We start from the raw sequence: 20,224 nt of genomic DNA, 5'->3' as shown, positions 1-20,224 counted from the left end.
ACGCGGGGAACACGGGTGGGGGTTAATTTTTGGGGGTGTGGGGGGCGGTTCATCCCCGCGCACGCGGGGAACACTGATATTCGCGTTCCCAACGGACCCACTCCCGCGGTTCATCCCCGCGCACGCGGGGAACACATTTCGGCAGCGCCGATGATGAGGCCCGAATACGGTTCATCCCCGCGCACGCGGGGAACACTCATGTCGCTACCCGATTGGGTTCGCGTCGAAAATCACGATGTGAAAGAGCCACCGGCAAATCCGGCGTCACGATAGCGCCAATGTCGGCGGATGCAAACGGCGCACGATCGCGCGCCGCCGCAGCCGCCGCCGGCCGAAACACCCCGCCCGCCGCCTTGCGCTCAGCCCGCGCGCAGCGCCTCCCATTCGGGACGGAGCATCGCCATGATTGCGGTGTCCCAGCGCGCGTCGCCGACGCGGACCGACGCGCGCCGCACGCCCTCGTCGACAAAGCCCAGCCCGCGATAGGTCCGGATCGCCGCCGCGTTCCAGCAATAGACGTTGAGCTCCAGCCGCGCGATCGCCGCCTCGGCAAAGGCCGCGTCGATCACCGGGCGCAGCATCGCCGCCGCCAGCCCGCGCCCGCGCGCCTCGGGCGCGATCGCGACGCGCGCCAGCCGCGCATTGCCGTTCGCCCGGTCGAAGGCAAGCTGGGCATGCCCCACGATCGCGCCCGCCGCCTCGGCCATCCAGCATCGCCGCAACGGCGGCACCGCCGCTGCCTCGGCCAGCATCGCCGCCATCGCCGCGTCGTCCAGCGGAAAGTCGAGCCCCGGCCCGCCCCACTGCACCAGTTCGGCGGCATTGGCGAACCACCCGGCCAGCACCGGAAAATGCGGCGGCGCAAACGGGATCAGGCGGATCATGCGGCTCCTGTGCGTTCGGGTGCGGGCAACGGCGGCCTTCCGCCGGGCGGCATCGCGCCCTTTGCCGCCCGCCGCAAGCCCCGGCGGCGCGGGCCGCGCATCAGTCGGGGCGCAGCATCAGCGTCCGGTCGGGCTCGCGCCCCGTGCCGCGCAGCTCGACGCGGTCGGCATGGAAATCGAGCCGTGCATAGCTCGTCTCGGGCGTGTCGAGCATCGCCTTCAGGTTCACATAATGGATGCCCGCGCGGACGCCGTAATTGCCCTCATGGTTGTGCCCGTCGAGCCAGATCTTGACCGACGGGTGGCGCTCCAGCAGCGCGATCACCTCGGCCGCGTTCCACAGATTGTGCGGGTTTTCGGGCCAAAGCGGGAAATGGCTGAACAGCATCGCCTTCTCGTGCCGCCGGTCGGCGGTGCGCAGCTCGCGGTCGATCCAGGCGAGCTGCACCGCGCCGATCCCGCCGTTCCACAGCGGCTTGTCGGGCCAGCGCGCGGCGTGCGCGGCCATGCTGCGCGCATGTTCGCGGCTGCCCTCGGGCCAGGCATAGCTGCTCAGGTCGTTGCCGTCGGTGACGATGAAGCGCCAGCCGTGGCGGACGAAGCTGTAATAGCGGCGCGGCATCCCCAGCCGGGCGGGCACCGCGCGCTTGTGGGCCGCGTCGACCGCGAATTCATGGTTGCCCAGCACGAAATGGATCGGGTGGCGCAGCCGCCGCGCGATCGGCAGCATCACGGCATAGCTTGCCCAGTCGCGGTCGATGAAGTCGCCCAGATGGACGACGAAGGCAAGGTCGCGCGCGTTCATGTCGGCGACGGCGGCGGCGAACTTGGCGGGCGTGCGCCGGTACAGGCGCGGCGCCGAATCGGCCTCGTCGGCATATTGCGCATCGGCGATCGCGCCGATGCTGAAGCGCGGGGCCGCTGCCGCTGCGACCACCGGCGACGCGGGCGCCGCCTGCCCCCGCGCCGGGGGTGCCGCGTCGGCGCCGATCGTCGCCGTCGCCCCCAGCATCGCAAGCGCGGGTCCGATTCCCCTTGCCGTCCAGCCCCGTCGCACCGCGTCCGCCCCCTCGCGCCTAGCCGCCATCGATCCGCCGCACCTGCCCGCGCCACGTTTCAGTTTGATGCAACCCGACGCCGCGTTCCCCGCATCGTTCACCGATACGCCACCCGGTTGGGCACGCTCAGCCGGATCTCGGTCCCGCCTTCGGCGCGCGCGGCGATGTCGATCGTGCCGCCCAGCCGCTGCGCCCGCTCGCGCATCCCGATCAGGCCGTAATGCCCCGCCGGGGCGGCGCCGTCGCGAAGCGCGGGCGGAAGTCCGCGACCGTCATCGGTCACGCTGATCTCCAGCCGCTCGCGGCCATAGCGGATGCGGATCTCGGCCAGGCGCGCACCGGCATGGCGGACGATGTTGGCCAGCGCCTCGCCCACCACCGCGCCGATCTCGTCGGCGACGGGCGCGCAGACCGCGCGCGGCGTTCCCGCCTCGGCGATGCCCCAGGCAAGCGTCGGCGCCACCGGCTGCACGGTGCGCATCGCCACCGCACGCAGATGCGGCTCGAGCGGCACCGGCGCCGCGCCTTCGCGCAGCGTCCGCACGCGGTCGCGGCTCTCCATCAGCACGTCGTCGGCGCGTTCGAGCGCACCCTCGATCGTCGCGCGCGCGCGGTCGCCCGGCGCGATCTGCTCGACGCCCGCCTGGAACCGCAGCATCAGCCCCTGGAATCCCTGCAACAGCGTGTCGTGCAGCTCGCGCGCGATCCGCTCGCGCTCGGCCATCTGCGCCTCGATCCGGTCGCGCGTTCCCGCCGCCACGGCGCGCACCCGCCAGCGGTAAAGCGCCCATGCCGCCGCCGCGCCCGCCGCGATGCACAGCGCAAGGAACCACCGCGTCTGCCAGAAAAAGGGCGCGATCTCGAAATCGATCGCCGCGCCCTCGCGGTTCCACACGCCCTCGTTGTTCGCCGCGATCACGCGGAAGCGATAGCGGCCCGGCGCAAGGTTGGTGTACAGCGCCTGGCGCTCGCCGCCCGCCTCCACCCAGTCGCGCTCGGCGCCCTCCAGCCGGTAACGAAAGCGGTTGGCCGGCGCGTCGGTCAGGCTCAGGCCCGCATAGTCGATCTGGACGCGCGCCGTTCCCGCCGGCAGCCGCAGCCCCGCGGCGTCGATCGCGCGGGGCCGCCCGTCGGCGGCAAGGCTCCGGATCACCACCGGCGGCGCCAGCCGGTTGTGGACCAGGCGGTCGCGATCGATCCAGGCAAGCCCCCGGTTGGTCGCGAACCACAGCCGCCCGCTCGCATCCTCGACGATGTCGTTGCTGTCGAACACGTTCGACCGGGCGCGATAGCCGTCCTCGCGCCCCAGCCATTCGACCGCGATCGGCGTCCCCGGCCGGGCAAAGGCGGCATCGAGCGCCGCGCTCGCCATGCGCACGATCCCCATGGCGCCGATCACCCAGGTCGCGCCGTCGGCGGTGCGCCGAACCCCGGTCACGCCCGCCAGAAAGGGATAGTCGCGTTCGGAAAGCACGACGCCGCGCCCGCCCGCCACGCGCGCCAGCCCGCGCGCGCCGCCGAGCAACTGCACCCCGCCGCCCAGGTCGGTCAGCGTGGTGATCGACCCGATGCTCTGTTGCGGCTGCGGCCGCCACAGCAACGCGGCGCGTCCGTCGTTCAGCGCGAACAGCCCCGTCAGGCTGCGCGACATGAACAGCCCGCCCGCCGAACCGGGGCGCAGCAGCATCACCGTCGGCCCCGTTTCGCCGCCCTGTCCCGCGGCGGGGATCAGCGCCGCGCCCTGCAGCCGATAGACGCGATCCATCCCCGTCCAGAAATCGCCCGCCGCGTCGATCGCGCACGTCACCGACAACGGCCCCGCCACGCGCGTCACGCGCGTCGCCGCGCCCTCGGGCGACAGGTCGATGCGGAACGCGCCGTCCAGGCTGATCGCCAGCAGCCGCCGCGCGTCGCCGCACAGCACGCCGATCGAACGTTGGCGCAGGATCAGTTCGGGCGCCCGGTCGCGCGCCGCGCGGTACACGCCCGAAAGCCCGGCAAAAAAGATCCGCGCATGTGCCCGGTCGCCGACGATTCCCGTCACCATCGCCTCGCCGCCGTCGGCCCGCGCGACATTGGCGGGCGCCAGCCGGTCGAGCCCCGATACGGTGCCGATCCAGATATTGCCTTCGCGATCCTCCAGGCTCGAAAGCGCCAGCGTCGCCGTCATCCCGCCCGCCGCCGACAGCGTCTCGGCCGTCGGCGCGCGCCCGGCGCTGCCCGCACCGCTCCCGCCGGGCACCACGCGCACGATCCCGTCATCCTGCCCGGCGATCCACATGCCGCCGTCATGGTCGATCGCCAGTCGCCGCACGACATAGGGGGTGTTGACCCCGGCAAGGGCCAGCGCGGGCCCTGCCGCGCGGCTCGCGCCGGTGCCCGGCAACGGCCGCAGCCCCGCATCGTCGGCAATCCAGATCCGCCCAAGCCGGTCCTCGGCCAGCGCGGCCGAGGGCGCGGCGGTCGCCGCCAGCCGCTCGAACCCGCGCACGCCGGGGCGCAGCCGGAACACCGCGGGCGGCGCGACGAGATAAAGGCTGCCGTCGGACGCGGCAAAGGCCGGCCCCGCGATCCCCTCGGGCCAGCCGGCGGGCGGGCCGACCCGCGTCCATCGTCCCGCCGGGTCGCGCCGCGTCAGCAACAGCCGCCCGCGCGCGTCGGCGGCGAACCAGATCGACCCGTCGCGCGTCTCGACGATGCTGTGCACCCCGCCGCGCGGCGCCCAGGGATTGGCGTCGATCAGCCGCCCGCCGCGCACCACGCCGAAACCGCCGAAGTCATAGCCGACCCAGATGTCGCCGTTGCGCGCGGCGTGCAGCGCGGTGACCTGCAACGATCGCCGGGGATCGTCCTTGTCGGGCACCAGCCGCTCGAACCGGATGCCGTCGAACCGATAAAGGCCGGTCGCGGTGCCCAGCCACAGATCGCCGTCGCGGCCCTGCACGATCGCGCGGATATTGCCCGGCGCGCCCTCGGCCAGCGTCCAGCGCGTGTGGCGGAACTGGTGGAGCGGCCGCGCGACGTCGAGCGCCCCCGCCGGCCCCGCCCCGCCGACCAGCGCCGCCAGCGCAAACGCCAGCCCCAGCGCCGCACCGCGCGCACGATCAGGAATGCCAGGGTTCAAAAAGGATTTTCCGCTGCTGCGCCGCCCCGCCCACCCTGACAAGCCGTCCCCCGCCCCGCAAGCGGCTTGTGCGCGATCATCGGCCGGTCGCGACCGCGCCGCGCCCGACCATCTTGTGTCCTTGCTGCAACAGGTTCGTCATATTCCTGCCGATCCGCGAAGATGGCGGTTGCCAAGCGAAGATGAACCGACATTCATGTCTCCGCAGCAGGCGACGATCGCAGCAACGCGCGCCAAGCTATTCGACGAACCAGAAAAAGGGGGTTCTTGATGTCTTCGTTCCACCGCCCCGCCGGCACCGCATTGCGCGTCGCGGCCTCGATGTTCTCGCTTGCCGTCGCGATGTCGTCGGTTGCGCATGCGCAGGATCAGGCCGCACCCGCCGCGCCCGAAGCCGCGCCCGCGCAAACCTCGGGCGAGATCGTCGTCACCGGCTCGCGCATCCGCCGCCCCGACTATGAAACGGCCAGCCCGATCGTGTCGCTCGGCGCACAGACGCTTCAGCAGGCGGGCACGACCAACGTCACCGACTTCCTCACCGGGCTGCCCGCGCTGGTCGGCTCGTCGACCTCGCGTGACAATTCGGGCGATCGCGCCGGCATCGGTGCCACCGGGCTCAACCTCGCGAACCTGCGCAACCTGGGTACCGAGCGCACGCTGCTGCTGATCGACGGCCGCCGCCATGTCGCGGGGCTCGAGGGCACCCAGGCGGTCGACATCAACACGATTCCCGCCGACCTGATCGAGCAGATCGACATCCTCACCGGCGGCGCGTCGGCGATCTACGGTGCCGACGGCGTGTCGGGCGTCGTCAACTTCATCATGAAGAAGAACTTCCAGGGCATTACCGCGCGGGCCCAGGCCAATATCAGCCGCTATGGCGACGCCGGCCAGCGGCTGATCGCCGTCACCGCGGGCCAGAACTTCGCCGACGGCCGTGGCAACATCGCGCTCGCCTATGAATATAACGACAGCGACCGGCTGACCACCAAGGACCGCTCGGCGCTGGTCGGCACCAACCGCGTCGGCTTTTACCGCAACCCCAATTATGTGAAGGGGCAGACGGGCTCCTACTACGTGATCCCGCAAAGCGGCGTCCGCTATGGGCAGACCTCGCGCGTCGGGGCGGTCGACGTCGATTTCGACGGCATCCCCGATTTCACCGGCAGCGGCGCGGTCTACAACCGCGGGATCGACATTCCGGGCGGCTACACGCGCAACAGCGACGACACGCTCGTGTCCGACTATGGCAACGACCTGCTGCCCAGCGTGCAGCGGCATGTCGCCAACCTGTTCGCGCACTATGACGTGTCCGACAGCCTGCAGTTCTTCGTCGAGGGCAAGTACGCCAACACCAAGTCCTATTCGCTCGGCCAGCCGACCTTCGACTATTACCTCTTCGTTCCGCAGGACAATCCCTACATCCCCACCGCGATCCGCAACGCGATCGACCCTGCGGCGGGCGGTGTGCTGGTGACGCGCGACAATTTCGACCTGGGTCAGCGCGGCGAGAACATCAAGCGCGAGACGTGGCGCTCGGTCGTCGGCGTCAAGGGCGATTTCAGCCCCACCACCCATTTCGAAATTTCCTATGTGTTCGGCCAGACCGACATCACCAATCGTTTCGTCAACGACATCTACAGCGACCGCTTCTTCGCGGCACTCGACGCCGTTCGCGATCCCACGGGCGCGATCACCTGCCGCGCCAATCTCGACCCGAACTGGGCGCCGGACCAGCCCTATTCGAGCGGGCGGACCGTGCTCTCCCCCACCACCTTCACGCGCGGCCAGTGCCAGCCGATCAACCTGTTCGGCGAAAACATGACCAGCCAGGCGGGGCTCGACTTCATCCGCGCGAACACCACGCAGCATTCGCGCATCAACCAGCACGTCGTGTCGGCGTCGATCACGGGTGATCTGCGCAGCCTGTTCTCGCTGCCCGGCGGCGCCGTCGGCTATGCGATCGGCGCCGAATATCGCAAGGAGATCTCGCGCTTCACGCCCGACGTGCTCGAACAGCAGGGGCTGACCTTCTCGAACAAGCTGCTGCCGTCGCGCGGCAGCTTCGACGTCAAGGAAGTGTTCGGCGAAATCGACCTGCCGCTGCTCAAGGACCGGCCGTTCTTCCACACGCTCGATCTCAGCGGCGCGCTGCGCTACTCGGACTATTCGTCGATCGGCAACACCACGACGTGGAAGGCCGACCTGACCTGGGCACCGATCCGCGACCTCCGCTTCCGCGGCACACTGTCCAAGGCGGTGCGCGCGCCGAACATCGGCGAACTCTACAGCGCGGCATCGCAGACCTATGCCTTCTTCGACGATCCGTGCATCGTGGCGAACCGCGGGCTCGGCAAGTCGAGCCGCGCCGCCAACTGCCAGGCGATCCTGTCGCAGGCCGGGCTGACGCAGGCCCAGATCGACAATTATGAAGACCCGCGCACGGTCAACATTGCGGGCATTGCCAGCGGCAACACCGCGCTGCGTCCCGAAGAGGCGCGCACCTGGACGGCGGGCGTCGTCCTCCAGCCGCGGATGCTGCGCGGCTTCCAGGTCTCGGTCGACTGGTACAACATCAAGCTCAAGAACGCGATCAACACCGTCACGCCGCAGCAGCTTGCCGAGCTGTGCGTCGACCAGCAGTCGATCAACAATCCGTTCTGCACCTCCATCACGCGCCAGCAGGGCACCGGCCTCATCACCGGGTTCAGCGTGTTTCCGCAGAACGTCGCCGACTTCCGCACCGCGGGCCTCGACGTCAACCTCAACTACTCGTTCTCGCTGCCCAAGGTCGGCGACTTCAACATCCGCGTGATCGGCAACTATCTCGACAAGCTGACCTTCATCGGCACGCCGGGCGCCGAACCGACCGACGACCGCGGTCAGCCCTACATGCCCAAATATCAGGCGTTCACCAGCGTGACCTATTCGAGCGGTCCGTTCTCGTTCAACTACAGCCTGTCGTGGTGGGACAAGACCGAGCGCTATTCGAAGGATCGCCTCCAGGGCAATCCCAACTACGTCGCGCCGCAATACGCCTATTTCAAGGAACGCTGGATCCATAACATCTATGCCAGCATGGACGTCAACAAGAGCTTCCAGTTCTTCGGCGGCGTGAACAACCTGTTCAACCAGAAGCCCGACCTCGGCTCGCTCGCGAACCCGACCGACTATACGGGCACCACCTTCTTCGCGGGTGCGCGCGCCAAGTTCTGACGCGCCCTCGCCGAAAGCATATAGCGCCGCGCGGGGAGACCCGCGCGGCGCCGTTGCGTTTTGCAGTCCGCCGGGGCGCTGCAACCCGGCGCGCCGTCGCCCACCGCCGCGAGCCCCAGCGGAAAGTCGCGCCCCGGCCCGTCCCCTTTTGCCGGCCCGCCCCGCTTGACGAACCATCCGTCCGGCACCGCGAAATGCGACGGCGCAACCGGGGGCTGGCGGACCATGCGGCGCCCTTATCCCCCGCAATCCGGGAGCGGCGTCTGGCGGGGCGGCTTGCCGCTGCGGGGCGGGAACGGGGCTAGGGAACGATCGTCAGCTCGGCGATCCGGTCGCCGTCGAGCACGAACAGATAGCGCAGGTCCACCGGACTGCCGGGAAAGTTGCCGACCAGATGGCTGGTGACCACCACGCGCCCGTCGGCTTCGGACAGGGCGAACGGCTCGACCACATAGGAATATTGGGTCGAGGCATTGGCCATCCACCGCCGGATCGCCTCGCGCCCGGCATAGGTGTTGCCCTCGTCGACAACGACGGCGTCCGGCGTGAAGCATTGGGCGATCGCCTCGGCATTCGCTCTTTTGTCGGCCGCGAAATAGCGGGCAATCACATCGGGCAGGATGATCGTCACGGTCCTTCTCCTCGCTGGTGTTCACCCGAGGATTTAGGGCTTTGACGATGTTCGCATAAGCAGGATAAACAGGGACGCGGAATTGCGTATATCGGGACAATGCGACGCTTCAGTCTCACGGATTTTGATGCGGTGCTCGCCATCGGCCGCCGGGGGTCGTTCCGCGCCGCGGCGCTCGATCTCGGGATGTCGACCAGTGCGCTCAGCAACGCGATCGCCGCGGTCGAAGCGCAACTGGGCGTGCGGCTGTTCAATCGCACCACGCGCAGCGTTGCGCTGACCGAGGCGGGGCGCCGGTTCGTCGAGCAGGTCACGCCGGCGCTCAACGACATCCGCCGCGCGCTCGACGCCGTTCGCGCGCAGCAGGAGACGCCCTCGGGCACGTTGCGCATCAACACCTTCGCGACGGCGGGGCGCGAGATCCTGGCGCCGCTGGTCCTCGAATTCCTGCGGCGTTTCCCCGAAGTCCGGATCGACCTGGTCACCGAAGGCAATCTGGTGGACATCGTCGCCGCAGGGTTCGACTTCGGGATACGCAGCGAGAATCTGGTCCCGACCGACATGATCGCGATCCCGATCGGCCCCGCGCGGCGTTATGCGGTGGTTGCCTCGCCCGCCTATCTCGCCCGGCACGGCCTGCCGCGCGTCCCGGCCGACCTGCTGGCACATGCCTGTATCCGCACGCGATTGCCCAACGGCGCGATGTTCCGCTGGCAGTTCGAGGCCGAAGGCCAGCCCGTCCAGGTCGATGTCGACGGCCCGATCACGCTCGACGAAGCCAGCCTGGCACGTCTGGCGGTCCTCGCCTCGACCGGGATCGGCTTCTTCATGGAATCCGACGTGCGCGAGGATATCGCGGCGGGGCGGCTGGTGCGGCTGCTGTCCGAATGGACGCCGCCGCTGGCGCCGTTGTGTCTCTATTACCCAAGCCGCCGCAATCCGCCCGCGGCATTCAGGCTGTTCGTCGATCTTGCGCGCGAACGCGCGCGTTCGGCCCGGAACGGCGCGACGGCGCCGTGACCTGACGCTCGCGGCGCCGCCAGCGACGCATCGCGTCCGCCACGGGACGATCGCGGCGGGGAAGCGTCAGGCGATCGGGGGTGTCGGCGCCCCCGCCCGCGTCAAAACCACGCCCGGCCGATCATCTCCGCGCCGAGCAGCAGGAGGAAAGCCAGGAAGATCCGCCGGAACAGCGGCGGACGGATGCGTTTGCGGAGCCGCTGCCCCGCCGCCATGCCCAGCAGCGCGGGGAGGACCGCCAGCGTCGACGCGAGCAGGTTCCCGAACGCCGCCGCGCCGTGCCAGTACAGCCCGATGGCTAGCGCAACCGTGGAAATGGTGAACGACAGGCCCAGCGCCTGTACCATGTCGTCGCGCTCGAGCCTCAGCGACTGGATGTACGGCACGGCGGGAATGACGAACACGCCCGTCGCCCCGGTGACCAGCCCGGTGGCCAGCCCCACCGCCGGGGACAGCCACGGCTCCCACCGCTCGGGCACCGCGCGCGCCGGCGCGAACAGCGTGTATGCGGCATAGAGCGCCAGCGCCGCCCCCAGCGCGCCGACGGTGCGGTCGCCGTCGACCCGCGCCAGCATCGCGGACCCGGCGACGGTGCCCACGACGATCCCCAGCATCATCGCCCAGAGCCGGCGGAACAGCGCGCCCGTCCGCGCACCCCAGAAAAGCTGCCAGATGTTGGTGACGAACGACGGCACCAGCAACAGCCCCGCGGCGGTGACGGGCGAAAGCACCGCACCCATCACGCCCATCGCCACGGTCGGCAACCCCATCCCGGTCACGCCCTTGACGATCCCGGCGAGGAAGAATGTCGCAACGATCGTCGCGATCAGCGGCAGCGAGACATCGGCCATGCAGCGATCCTAACGCGCATCGTCACGACCACAATGCACGACGGCGGACCCGGCGTCCCCCGCGCCCCTCGCCCGCGCCCCACACCTCACCCGCGCACCAGCCGAAGCGCATCCGCCGCAGGCGCGACCGAGACACGGCGGCCCCAGTCGAATCCCAGAAAGTCCTGTTCCATGCCGGGGGTGCTGTTCACCTTCGACACGCATTGCGCCGATCGCTATCCGGCGTCGGCGGAGGCTGCGCAGTTCCCGATCCATTGCGTCCGCGGCACGCCCGGATGGGCCAATGTGCTCGATGCGGCGGCGATCGCGCCCGGCATCCCGGTGCACCGGCTGGAAAAGGGCGTGTTCGACATGTGGGCCGAGCGCGATCTGCCGGTGGCAACGCCCGCCACCGGCAAGGCCCGGGAACGCGACGCCTTCTTCGCGGGGTTGAAGGCCGCCGGCATCACCGAAGCGACGGTGATCGGTGTCGCCGCCGACTATTGCGTGCGCTGGGCGATCGAGGGGCTGGTCGCGCGCGGCTTTGCCGTGAACGTGCCGCGCGCGCTCACCCGCGGCATCGTGCACCCGATCGAGCGGGTCGTCGCCGACCGGTTCGGGCACGCGCCGGTGCGGCTGGTGGGTTAGGGCATGGTCGAGTCGACCGGTTCAAGCCGCCCGTCTCCGGTCGACGCCTCGGCAAATGCGGCACCGGCCCTCCGGCGCGTCTTCGCCCCGGGTGAAGACGCTCGGGCCGGCGCGCGCTCACCGCCGCCGCGAGGCTTCGAACAGGAACCAGCGGCGGCCCTCGGCGGCGTCGATCCAGTTCTCGATCAGCCCGGCGGTCGCGATGTCGCCATGCGCGTCGCACAGCGTGTGGAGCGCATGCAGCCGCCGCGCCAGGTCGCCATTGTCGTCGCGCAGTTCGGCAAGCATGTCGGCGGCGTCGACATAATCGGCGTCGTTGTCGAGCACGCGCTGCACCCGCGCGATGTGCGCGATCGACCGGATCGTCGTCCCGCCGATCTTGCGCACGCGTTCGGCGACCGCGTCGGTCGTCGCCAGGATCTCGCTCGCCTGCGCGTCGAACATCCGGTGATAGTCGGGGAACCACGGCCCGGAGACGTGCCAGTGGAAATTCTTGGTCTTCACATACAGCGCGAACAGGTCGGCGAGCAGCGCGGTCAGCCCCGTCGAAAGGTCGCGCGTCGCCGCCTCGCCCAGGCGGCTGGGGGTGGCGAGCGGCGCCATCCGCTCGGCGCGCGGATCGCGCGGGGCAGGCGGGGCGGGCGGGGCGGGCGTGGCATCATCGGCATGCGGCTGGGCGGCATCGGTCATCGTCTCGGCTCCTCCGGCGCGCCGCACGCGCGGCCCGCTTCGGTCGCACCGTGCCGCCGCCGCCCGCGCGCGTCTTGGCGAACCCGCCGGTGATTTGGACAGGGCTGCGCCTGCCCCGGCCTCCCCCATTTGGGGGGTGCCGCACCGTCCCGGGCTGGGCTGGGCGGCGGCGCGGCGACGCGGCACCCTTGCGGAATGGCGCAGTTCCACTCCCCCTTCGCCGCCGGCGCGTCCGGTGCGTCCGGTGCGTCCGGCCCCCCGGCCCCGCGTCCCTGCCCCGCGACGCTCGCCGGGCTGATCGACGGCGCGATCGCCGCGCTCGACGGCGATCCGGGGCGCGCGCGGCGCTATCTCGAACGGCTGGCGCACCTGCTCGACGCGCCCCGCGCGCCGCGCGTCGCGCCTCCGTCCCCGTCCCCGGCAGATCCGGCGCCCGCGCTGGTCCCCGACCGGCTCGTCCTGCCCGGCACGGCGCGCGGCGGGCTCGCCGGCTGGCAGTTGCGGCGCGTGACCGATCATGTCGCGCGCCATCTCGATCAGCCGCTCGTCACCGCCGGGCTCGCCGCGGTGGCCCAGCTCAGCGCGGGGCATTTCTGCCGCGCGTTCAAGGCAAGCCTGGGCGAGACGCCGCACGCCTATGTCACGCGCCAGCGCGTCCGCCGCGCGCAGCAACTGATGCTCGGCTCGCGCGACACGCTGGCACAGATCGCCGGCGCGTGCGGCCTCACCGATCAGGCGCACCTGACGCGACTGTTCCGCCGCTGGGTGGGAACAACGCCGCTCGCCTGGCGCCGCCAATGGCACCCCGGCGACCCCGCCGTCACCCATGACACCCGGTCAGGAACCGCAGAACTCCGGGACATTCAGCGAGAGCCGCAACGCCCTAGGTGACAGGGGTGACAACACTCATGTCCGGCGGGTGACATGGTACCCAGCGCAAGCCATTGGAGAAGCGCTACTTTTCCGCACAGCACCTGTGCGTACGGTGCTTTACATTCCTTACGCCTCCGGCGTGAGTGCCGCACACCGCACGAGCAAAGCGAGTGCGAACAGTAACGACAGTGAAGGTGGCTTTTGAGAATATTATTCGTGAATCATATCCAGAAATGCATTAAAGTCAGGTGCAACAAAAAGTGGCTCGCAGGGATCACCCTGCCACGCGCCACCCCATTCAAAATAGACCACCGGAAAGCCTTTTTCTTCTTCGAGATCGATGCATAATATACCTCCTCCGGAGTCAGTTGCTATGGGAAGAACGTGCTTTTCAGGGTACCCTTCTCTAAGGATGTTCAAATTAGAGTCGATTGTATTGCTATCTTCTTTGTCACGTATCGCCGTAAACCAAGCAATGTCCACCTCACCACCCGAGAATTCCATAATATCTACACCACTAGGCTCGGGTCTTCCGCCGTTATTCTCCAACAAAAAAGATCGGTATGGCTCAGGGATGACAATTTTTAGCCTTACCTCGGCCGCCATTATATCGTCAGAGGTTATGGTTTCGCCTTTTTCGCATATTCTGATCATGGTTTATCCTTCAAGCCAACGCCGCCCGTGTGTCCAGTCGCACGGTGGATGTCGCGAGGTATCAAAATGCATTGTCATACCATCCTGATGATGATGCCAAGTATATCCCTTTGGCGTAGTTCTTAACCCTGCGGGAGCGTTCGCCAGACGTTCACCCCCTGCCCGGTCTGATTGATTGTCACGGCCTGCGTTGCATAAGCCGAGAATTCCGGGAAACCGGCAGCAGGCCACCATTTCTTTTATCTTGCTTTCACCTCAGCAAGGAAGCTCTCCACCGCTTCCCGTTCTTCCGGGGTCTTCGCAGCCCGCGTCAGCACCGGCGCAGCGTGATATTCGAACAACTGCCTGCGATCGCCCGTCGGCAGATATTTCCGCATGATTTCGATCAGCAAAGGCACCTTCATGAACGATGCAAAGGCCTCATAAGGCCGCGCACTGGCAAAGGGTAAACCGCTCAGATAGTGGTCCGCCAAGCGCCGCTGGTCGGGCTTTTTCCACGAGAGATGCGAGATGATCGTGAAGGCCTCGCCGGAGTTCGCACCGCCGGCAGGATAGTGCTCAGTCAGCCAATCGACTGCTTCGCTCGACCCCTTGTTTCGCAGATCGCTCACGATCGATCTAAGACGTTGATCCATTGTTGCACCTACCTCGGAACGAACAAATTAGGCGGAAGATTCGAGTTGCCGCCAAGCCAGGCCGGCGGCTGATTGAGGTGGTCCCGGCTATTTGGACAGTTTTGCGGCTGAGCTAAGCTAATCCGGGTTGTCGTTCATGCCGCCATTCTGGTCATCAGATCATGGGGGGCATGCCCCCCATGATCTGAAGCGCCGATCCACCCATAGGCTTCCGCCGGGGTTCGCCCGACCAGGCCCGAGTGGGGTCGCTGGTGATGGTAATAGGTGATCCACCGGCCAAGACCAGCGCGCAACTCCGAGCCGGTCTCGAAGGCGTGCAGATAGACGCATTCGTACTTGAGCGATCGCCAGAGCCGCTCGATGAAGACATTGTCCATCCAGCGGCCCCGGCCGTCCATGCTGATCCGCACCTTGGCGCCGCGCAGCACGCTGGTGAAGGCGAAGCTGGTAAACTGGCTGCCCTGATCGGTATTGAAGATCTCAGGCCTTCCGAAGCGCGCAAGCGCTTCCTCCAGCGCCGCGACGCAGAAGCCCGCGTCCATGGTGTTCGACAGCCGCCATGCCAGCACCTTGCGCGTCGCCCAGTCCATGATCGCGACCAGATACAGGAAGCCCCGGCGCATCGGGAGGTAGGTCACATCAGCGCACCAGACATGGTTCGGCCGCTCGATCGCCAGCTTGCGCAGCAAATAGGGATGGACCCTGTGCTGCGGGTGCGGATCACTCGTGCGCGGCCGCTGGTAGATCGGCGACAGCCCCATCTTCGCCATCAGCCGCCGCACCCGTCGTCGTCCAACATCATGGCCATTGCGGCGCAGATGCCGGACCATCTGGCGGCTGCCATACCAGGGCATGTCGAGGAACGCCGCGTCGATCACCCGCATCAGCACCAGCGTCTCTTCCGTCTCCGGCACCGGCACGTAATAGTAGCTCGACCGGCTGATCGACAGCAGCCGGCATTGCGCCGCGATCGACAGGCAGTGGTGAGCAGGATCGATCCACTCCCGCCTCCGTGCCACGCTCATCGACCGGAGGCCTTCGCTAAAAAATCCCGCTCCACCAAGAGCTGCCCGATCTTCGCGTGCAGCTTGTCCACCTCGGCGTCGCTGGCAGCTCGCGCCGCATCACCCGCGCCGGAGAACGTCGCCGACATCCCCTCGATCGCCTGACGCTTCCACGCCGCGATCATCGTGTGATGCACCCCATGCTTCGCCGCCAGCTCCGCCAGCGTCAGATCCCCACGGATTGCCTCCAGCGCCACCTTCGCCTTGAAATCCGCGCCGTAGCGCTTCCTCGTCGCCTTCATTCCCGTTCGTTCCTCACGTCGGGATTAGCTTAGCATCCTGTCCAGTTTTCCGGGACCACCTCAGCCCTCAACGATGCAGCCGCTGATCTACCACGTTATGCGGCTGGCGAAGAGGTTCGCCCCTGACGCCCGTTTATGGGTTCACGACCTAGCGGCCTCGTTTTTCCAGAATCTCCCCCTGACGGTGGACCAGGCCGGTTCGTTCCCCGACTTGGTGAGTGTGTAAATGTCGTCCCCAACGCTCCAACCTCTGGACACAGCAGTCTCTGCGGCAACAAATTAGCCTGCGCAGGCCTATGCATCATGCTCCATGAAACTTGGTTGTAGCTGACGCGCGATTGTCCGCATCTTAGGATAGTCAGCTTTCAGCCTGCCCTCAGAAGCAAAAAATATGCCTTCCGCGAACGAGCGTTCGATGGTTTCAAGCAGAATCACAATATTCTCAAACTCAATGATCTGATCCGGCTCTCCGAGTACAAACCCAACGACCTCTCCAAAATAGGGAGATGCTTTGTCGCAAACTATCGCGTAAAAATCGCCACCGCCATTTGCAAAAATGGGAAGCCACGCACGATTCCACTGGTCGCCCTTCGAGATTGCCCGATAGACTTGCAGGACATCAGCGAGGCTCATCCAATAGAATCCGGGGAAGAACTGAATCTCGTCTAGGGCATCGCCTTCATAAGTAGAGGTGCCGTCACAGCAGCTATACACTGCCAGCAGTTCATCAGGCACATCCAGGCCCAAACCATGAATGGCACTCTGCACCTGCTCAGGACGCAGCCCAGCACGGCGCTTACCTGGAAGCACCGATCCAAGCTGTCGTAGTTGGTCAAAAATACGATCGATCAGCGCTTCGAGAGCCATGTTCATAGTGTTCACGGTACCACAATCATCTTAAATGGATCACCATGTATGATGCCATATTTTTGATAAAAACTGGAGAGCATTCCACCTTGAATGTTCTGCTCTGTCACAGGCACATGCGCAACTCTCGCCCCGGCGCCGCCCTGCTGGCTAGACGCGAACGGGAACTCGTCCAACGAATAACCTGATGGTGGCCTAGCCCGCCCAGCAAGGGCGTCAGCACGCTGGGCTCGGATAGCGTCTCGGCCTTCGAGGCGGTTCAAAACCGACGGGTGACCGTCAGCAAAGGCGGCCTCAATATTGTCGGCGATTCCAGGGGTGTGCGTTTTACTGAACGCAATCGTGGGCAATTCGCGCTCTACGGCCCGCCCGAGCGCCCTTTCACCCAATCCGAAAACGGCTTTTCCAGCGGTTTTACCGAACGGGATAAGGCTGATTGCGAGTGTTCCACCTTCGACCCAGCGATTGACATGATCGCCGGTGACGACATCGCGGCCGGTATAGAGCTGTGCGGCGTTCTTGGCTGTGCCCACGATAGGAGCGTTGTCATATACGGACGAACCGGCGCTGAGTAACGGCGCCTTGATCAGATAATCCAGCGCTGTCGCTCGTTCGGTGGGCAGGATTTCATAGGTATATCCTGGGTGGCTGTCCTCATAGGCGTAGCGGTCAGCCTGAAGCTTGGTAGCCCAAGCAGCGAACCGGTCTCTGGTGGCCGTGTCCATCTGACGCTCGAAGCTCATCAGGATGCGATCTGCCGTGACCACGATATCGCTGGGTTCGCCTGACCCAGGCTGTATCGACGGTTGTGGAGCGGCGTCCGGTGCCGCAGCCAGCAGCCGTCCTTCACTTTCGGCGATCCGGCGGGCGAGGAGGCTCGAACTGTCGCCGCCGGCTTGCCGCTCGATCAGCTTGAGGGTCGTCTTGTAATCGCTGCGGAACGACGCGAAGCGCTTCGGGTCCTCCAGGATCGTCGGATCGAGCGCACCTGCGAGCGCTTTTGCCCGCTCTGTCAAGCGCCCCGGCGCTCCCAGGCGATCGGCCACGAGATTGCCGATGGTACCGCCGATGACGTCGGGCAGTGCGGCGAGGATGTTGTCGCCGAAGTCGGTGCCGTCGAGCAGGCTGCGCGTGGCGGCGCCCGCCAGGCCGGCGGCGGCGTTGCGCACCACCGCCCCGCCAAAGCCCTTCAGCCGATCTCGCTCGACACACCCCCCGCCACGCCCGCGGCCGCAACCCCGACCCAGTCGAACTTCGATTGCAGCCCCGTCACCACCCCGATCCCTTGCGTGATCGCGCTCCCCACCACGCCCCGCACCGCGCCGCTGACGAACCCGTTGGCGTTGAGGACCTTGCCGACCGCTCCGCCGATCTGGCCAAGCCCCGCCCCCACCCCGCCGCCGATCGCCGACAGCGCAACCCCTTCCCAGCTGAAGCTGTCCTGGATCCCCGTCGCCACCCCGACACCCTGGCTGACGATCGAGCCCGCCGCGCCCGACGCCGCGCCCGCCGCCACCGCGTTGAGCCCCGTCAGCGCCGTGCCGCCAAGCGCGCCATAGGTCGCGATCGAAACCGCCACGGCAATGACTACCAGCAGGATCTGGCCGAACACCCCGCATTTGTTGCGCTTCGACGGCGCCTGCGGCGTCGGCGTCGTCGGGTTGGTGTCCCCCTGCGCCTCTGCCGGGTCATAGGGGTTCAGCGTCGCCGCGTTGAAACTCGAACGCTGCACCCCAGACGGAAGGGTCAGCCGCTGCCCCTCCACCACACCCGCCGGTCCCGACAGGCCATTCGCCTGCGCCAGCCGGTACCAAAGATTGGCGTCCCCCCACACCGCCTGCGCGATCGACTGCAGCGTCTCGCCCGCCCGCACCGTATAACCGCCGCCGGACGAACCCGGTCAACGGGACGGACGGCGGAATCGACCGGCAGACGCACCTTTCGAGGCAGGGCCACCCGCAGCGCCGCAACGCAGTAGGAGGACCGGCGCTGCCGCTCGCGCCGCGCCGCGGCGAGGCAGATCGTCACGTTCCGCAAGGGCGCCAAGGGGCAGCCGCGCCCCGGCATCGGCTACCGGCTGGAGCAGGTCGATGCCGAGACCGGCGCCGTGCGGCTGATCGGCCCCAGCGACAAGACGATCCCCTGGAATCCCGCCCGCTGGGGCGCCGACCATGCCGAGGCCTTCACCGAACATGAGGCCGAGTTCCGCGCCGGCGACAAGGTGCAGTTCACCCGCAACAACTACCGCGCGCACCGCCTGAACGGCCAGGTCGCGACCGTCGTCGCGGTCGATCCGCGCGGCGCCGGCCTCTGGGTCGAGCACGGCGACGGCACCTGCCAGAGGCTCGATCTGGCGCACCTCGCCGATCGCCATATCCGACACGGTTGGGTCCGCACCATCCACAGCGCGCAAGGGACGACCGCCGAGCGCGTCATCGCCCATCTGGAGAGCTTCCGCGCCAACACCGTCGATGCCGGCGCCGCCTATGTCGCCATCAGCCGCGCCCGATCCCACGCCGCCATCTATACCGATAGCCGCGCGAGCCTCGCCGAGGCGCTAGGCATCCGCGACGGCGCACAGATCGGCGCGATCGACGGGCACGATACCGGACTCGGCTGGTCTCCACGCGCCCCCCCCTCCAGATCGTACAGGTGACGAAGCCGGAGACCCCGTGCGGCCAACTTCACACTGCGATCAAGCCAAGTATTTAGCAGACCAGAGGTCAGACAACCATCTGGCAGAATCCTAGCGAACGCTGGTATGGGCGATCAGGTCACTTGTGATATTATCTGCCTTATAATGCTTTGCCTGCAAGAAGTGTTGCATTTCGCCGAAACTAAGCTTGAGCTGCCGGAGATCTTCTGGGTCTCCTGATTGAAGCCGATGCCAGTTCTCCTCGACTCGAGCTAGTAGATATTCATATGCTCGTTCACCCAGCTTCGATCGGACGTTCGTCAACCCCTTCCGTGTTATCTCGAACTCCTCCTCCGGACTGCCATCAGGGTTATACATTTGTTCATAACGGGGAGCTCTTGTTGCCATAACTGCGAATTGATCGCTAAGTTCACCTAAGGTTTGGGGGATGTAGGCCATCAGCGGCTTCTCATTGGTAGGAAGTAGGAGCCGCCCATGCTGGTCGGCCTGACAATAAACACGGATTGAACCTTCGGCGACGTATAGAACTGCCTGACCTGGAATGTGTTAATACCCTTGCGTGCGATCGGTGCGTCGAACAGATTGTCGAGCACGCCAAAGATGGCGCCAGCAGGACCGTTCATCTGCGGCACACCGATCTGGCGCAGCGCCCGCCAGTCCTCCAGAGGCGGCCCGCCGTTGCCTCCGATACGCGCGCGAGAATTGCGAGAGGAGCCTCCGCCGATCTGAAAGAACAGCGGCTGGTCAACCCCACGAGTATACAGTGCGTTCCGAAGCTGCCCAGTCACGACGATGTCGCCATATTCGGACTGTGCCGCAGCCTGTTCAACCTCAGCGAACGCGACGGCCAAATTCACTAGCTCTCCACGATAACGACGATCCGCTTCAGCAGCAGAAACCCGATTGGCGCTCTTTTCTGCCTCGGCGACGAGCGCCTGTTCACCCGGCGACATCTTGCCACCACCTGCGACGGCGCCAGCGACCAGGTTCCCGATGGTACCGCCGATGACGTCGGGCAGTGCGGCGAGGATGTTGTCGCCGAAGTCGGTGCCGTCGAGCAGGCTGCGCGTGGCGGCGCCCGCCAGGCCGGCGGCGGCGTTGCGCACCACCGCCCCGCCAAAGCCCTTCAGCC

19 protein-coding genes, 1 pseudogene and 1 CRISPR repeat array (1 of these 21 cut by a window edge) are annotated in these 20,224 nt (G+C 67.1%); of the genes and pseudogenes, 5 read left to right on the top strand and 15 right to left on the bottom strand.

The genetic code is table 11. The features are described 5' to 3' along the window. A CRISPR array of direct repeats spans window positions 1-196; the repeat unit is 29 nt; unit sequence CGGTTCATCCCCGCGCACGCGGGGAACAC; it reaches 748 nt to the left of the window's first position. A gap of 163 nt (window positions 197-359) precedes the next feature. From ACT3CF_RS06715 to ACT3CF_RS06705, 3 genes are all read right to left on the bottom strand, one after another. Continuing rightward, window positions 360-884: a GNAT family N-acetyltransferase gene (locus tag ACT3CF_RS06715; protein ID WP_478421425.1), complete on the bottom strand. Its 525-nt coding sequence runs from the start codon at window positions 882-884 to the stop codon at window positions 360-362. 100 nt (window positions 885-984) lie between these two features. Further along, window positions 985-1,896 carry a metallophosphoesterase gene (locus tag ACT3CF_RS06710; protein WP_478421423.1) on the bottom strand — a complete coding sequence of 304 codons (912 nt, stop codon included), beginning with the start codon at window positions 1,894-1,896 and terminating at the stop codon, window positions 985-987. 143 nt (window positions 1,897-2,039) lie between these two features. Continuing rightward, window positions 2,040-5,066: a sensor histidine kinase gene (locus tag ACT3CF_RS06705; protein WP_478421421.1), complete on the bottom strand. Its 3,027-nt coding sequence runs from the start codon at window positions 5,064-5,066 to the stop codon at window positions 2,040-2,042. Window positions 5,067-5,336: 270 nt separating this feature from the next. On the opposite strand from ACT3CF_RS06705, the gene ACT3CF_RS06700 reads away from it, so the two are divergent. Further along, entirely contained in the window at window positions 5,337-8,282 is a 2,946-nt protein-coding gene (locus ACT3CF_RS06700) for a TonB-dependent receptor domain-containing protein (RefSeq protein ID WP_478421419.1), read from the top strand. 301 nt (window positions 8,283-8,583) lie between these two features. Here the strand turns inward: ACT3CF_RS06700 and ACT3CF_RS06695 are convergent, their stop codons facing one another. Then, window positions 8,584-8,913, bottom strand: coding sequence for a nuclear transport factor 2 family protein (locus ACT3CF_RS06695; protein ID WP_478421418.1), 330 nt, complete (start codon window positions 8,911-8,913; stop codon window positions 8,584-8,586). Between the two features lie 99 nt (window positions 8,914-9,012). Between ACT3CF_RS06695 and ACT3CF_RS06690 the strand changes: the two genes are divergently transcribed. Next, window positions 9,013-9,933 (top strand): LysR family transcriptional regulator, encoded by a 921-nt coding sequence (locus ACT3CF_RS06690; RefSeq protein ID WP_478421416.1) that lies wholly within the window; start codon window positions 9,013-9,015, stop codon window positions 9,931-9,933. A gap of 101 nt (window positions 9,934-10,034) precedes the next feature. Here the strand turns inward: ACT3CF_RS06690 and ACT3CF_RS06685 are convergent, their stop codons facing one another. After that, window positions 10,035-10,784: a sulfite exporter TauE/SafE family protein gene (locus ACT3CF_RS06685; protein WP_478421414.1), complete on the bottom strand. Its 750-nt coding sequence runs from the start codon at window positions 10,782-10,784 to the stop codon at window positions 10,035-10,037. A 171-nt stretch (window positions 10,785-10,955) separates the two neighbouring features. On the opposite strand from ACT3CF_RS06685, the gene ACT3CF_RS06680 reads away from it, so the two are divergent. Further along, window positions 10,956-11,411, top strand: coding sequence for a cysteine hydrolase family protein (locus ACT3CF_RS06680; RefSeq protein WP_478421412.1), 456 nt, complete (start codon window positions 10,956-10,958; stop codon window positions 11,409-11,411). Between the two features lie 117 nt (window positions 11,412-11,528). Here the strand turns inward: ACT3CF_RS06680 and ACT3CF_RS06675 are convergent, their stop codons facing one another. Beyond that, entirely contained in the window at window positions 11,529-12,014 is a 486-nt protein-coding gene (locus ACT3CF_RS06675) for a Dps family protein (protein ID WP_478421912.1), read from the bottom strand. Window positions 12,015-12,296: 282 nt separating this feature from the next. Between ACT3CF_RS06675 and ACT3CF_RS06670 the strand changes: the two genes are divergently transcribed. Further along, complete coding sequence (locus ACT3CF_RS06670; RefSeq protein ID WP_478421411.1) at window positions 12,297-12,992, top strand: helix-turn-helix domain-containing protein; 696 nt, start codon at window positions 12,297-12,299, stop codon at window positions 12,990-12,992. Window positions 12,993-13,184: 192 nt separating this feature from the next. Here ACT3CF_RS06670 and ACT3CF_RS06665 read toward each other — a convergent pair whose 3' ends face one another. The 7 genes from ACT3CF_RS06665 to ACT3CF_RS06635 form a co-directional block, all read right to left on the bottom strand. Continuing rightward, a complete protein-coding gene (locus ACT3CF_RS06665) occupies window positions 13,185-13,628 on the bottom strand; it encodes an SMI1/KNR4 family protein (protein ID WP_478421409.1) in 444 nt (147 codons plus the stop codon). A gap of 3 nt (window positions 13,629-13,631) precedes the next feature. Next, window positions 13,632-13,862: an HNH endonuclease gene (locus ACT3CF_RS06660; RefSeq protein ID WP_478421407.1), complete on the bottom strand. Its 231-nt coding sequence runs from the start codon at window positions 13,860-13,862 to the stop codon at window positions 13,632-13,634. A 5-nt stretch (window positions 13,863-13,867) separates the two neighbouring features. Next, a complete protein-coding gene (locus ACT3CF_RS06655; RefSeq protein WP_478421406.1) occupies window positions 13,868-14,239 on the bottom strand; it encodes a hypothetical protein in 372 nt (123 codons plus the stop codon). A gap of 158 nt (window positions 14,240-14,397) precedes the next feature. Then, window positions 14,398-15,569, bottom strand: a protein-coding gene (locus ACT3CF_RS06650) for an IS3 family transposase (RefSeq protein WP_478421404.1) whose coding sequence is annotated in 2 segments (ribosomal slippage) — window positions 14,398-15,305 and window positions 15,305-15,569 — 1,173 coding nt in all. Because the reading frame shifts where the segments join, the coding sequence is not laid out codon by codon here. Window positions 15,570-15,863: 294 nt separating this feature from the next. Then, window positions 15,864-16,436 (bottom strand): SMI1/KNR4 family protein, encoded by a 573-nt coding sequence (locus ACT3CF_RS06645; RefSeq protein WP_478421403.1) that lies wholly within the window; start codon window positions 16,434-16,436, stop codon window positions 15,864-15,866. A gap of 11 nt (window positions 16,437-16,447) precedes the next feature. Further along, the gene (locus ACT3CF_RS06640) at window positions 16,448-17,608 is read right to left on the bottom strand and encodes a NucA/NucB deoxyribonuclease domain-containing protein (protein WP_478421402.1); all 1,161 of its coding nucleotides are present in this window, start codon (window positions 17,606-17,608) and stop codon (window positions 16,448-16,450) included. Between the two features lie 17 nt (window positions 17,609-17,625). Then, window positions 17,626-18,309, bottom strand: a complete 684-nt coding sequence (locus ACT3CF_RS06635; protein ID WP_478421401.1) for a LysM peptidoglycan-binding domain-containing protein — start codon at window positions 18,307-18,309, stop codon at window positions 17,626-17,628. Window positions 18,310-18,543: 234 nt separating this feature from the next. Here ACT3CF_RS06635 and ACT3CF_RS06630 point away from each other — a divergent pair, with 234 nt between their 5' ends. Continuing rightward, on the top strand, window positions 18,544-19,092 hold the full coding sequence (locus ACT3CF_RS06630) for a hypothetical protein (RefSeq protein ID WP_478421399.1): 549 nt from the start codon (window positions 18,544-18,546) through the stop codon (window positions 19,090-19,092). A gap of 90 nt (window positions 19,093-19,182) precedes the next feature. On the opposite strand, the gene ACT3CF_RS06625 is transcribed toward ACT3CF_RS06630, so the two are convergent. Together ACT3CF_RS06625 and ACT3CF_RS06620 are read right to left on the bottom strand one after the other, a co-directional pair. Next, window positions 19,183-19,530 (bottom strand): hypothetical protein, encoded by a 348-nt coding sequence (locus ACT3CF_RS06625; RefSeq protein WP_478421397.1) that lies wholly within the window; start codon window positions 19,528-19,530, stop codon window positions 19,183-19,185. Continuing rightward, window positions 19,530-20,224 (bottom strand): annotated as a pseudogene (locus tag ACT3CF_RS06620) (hypothetical protein); the annotation flags it as partial. The pseudogene ACT3CF_RS06620 and the gene ACT3CF_RS06625, both read right to left, overlap by 1 nt.

This window comes from Sphingomonas chlorellae (genome assembly GCF_056485145.1).
This window is presented reverse-complemented; position numbering and strand designations above follow the sequence as displayed.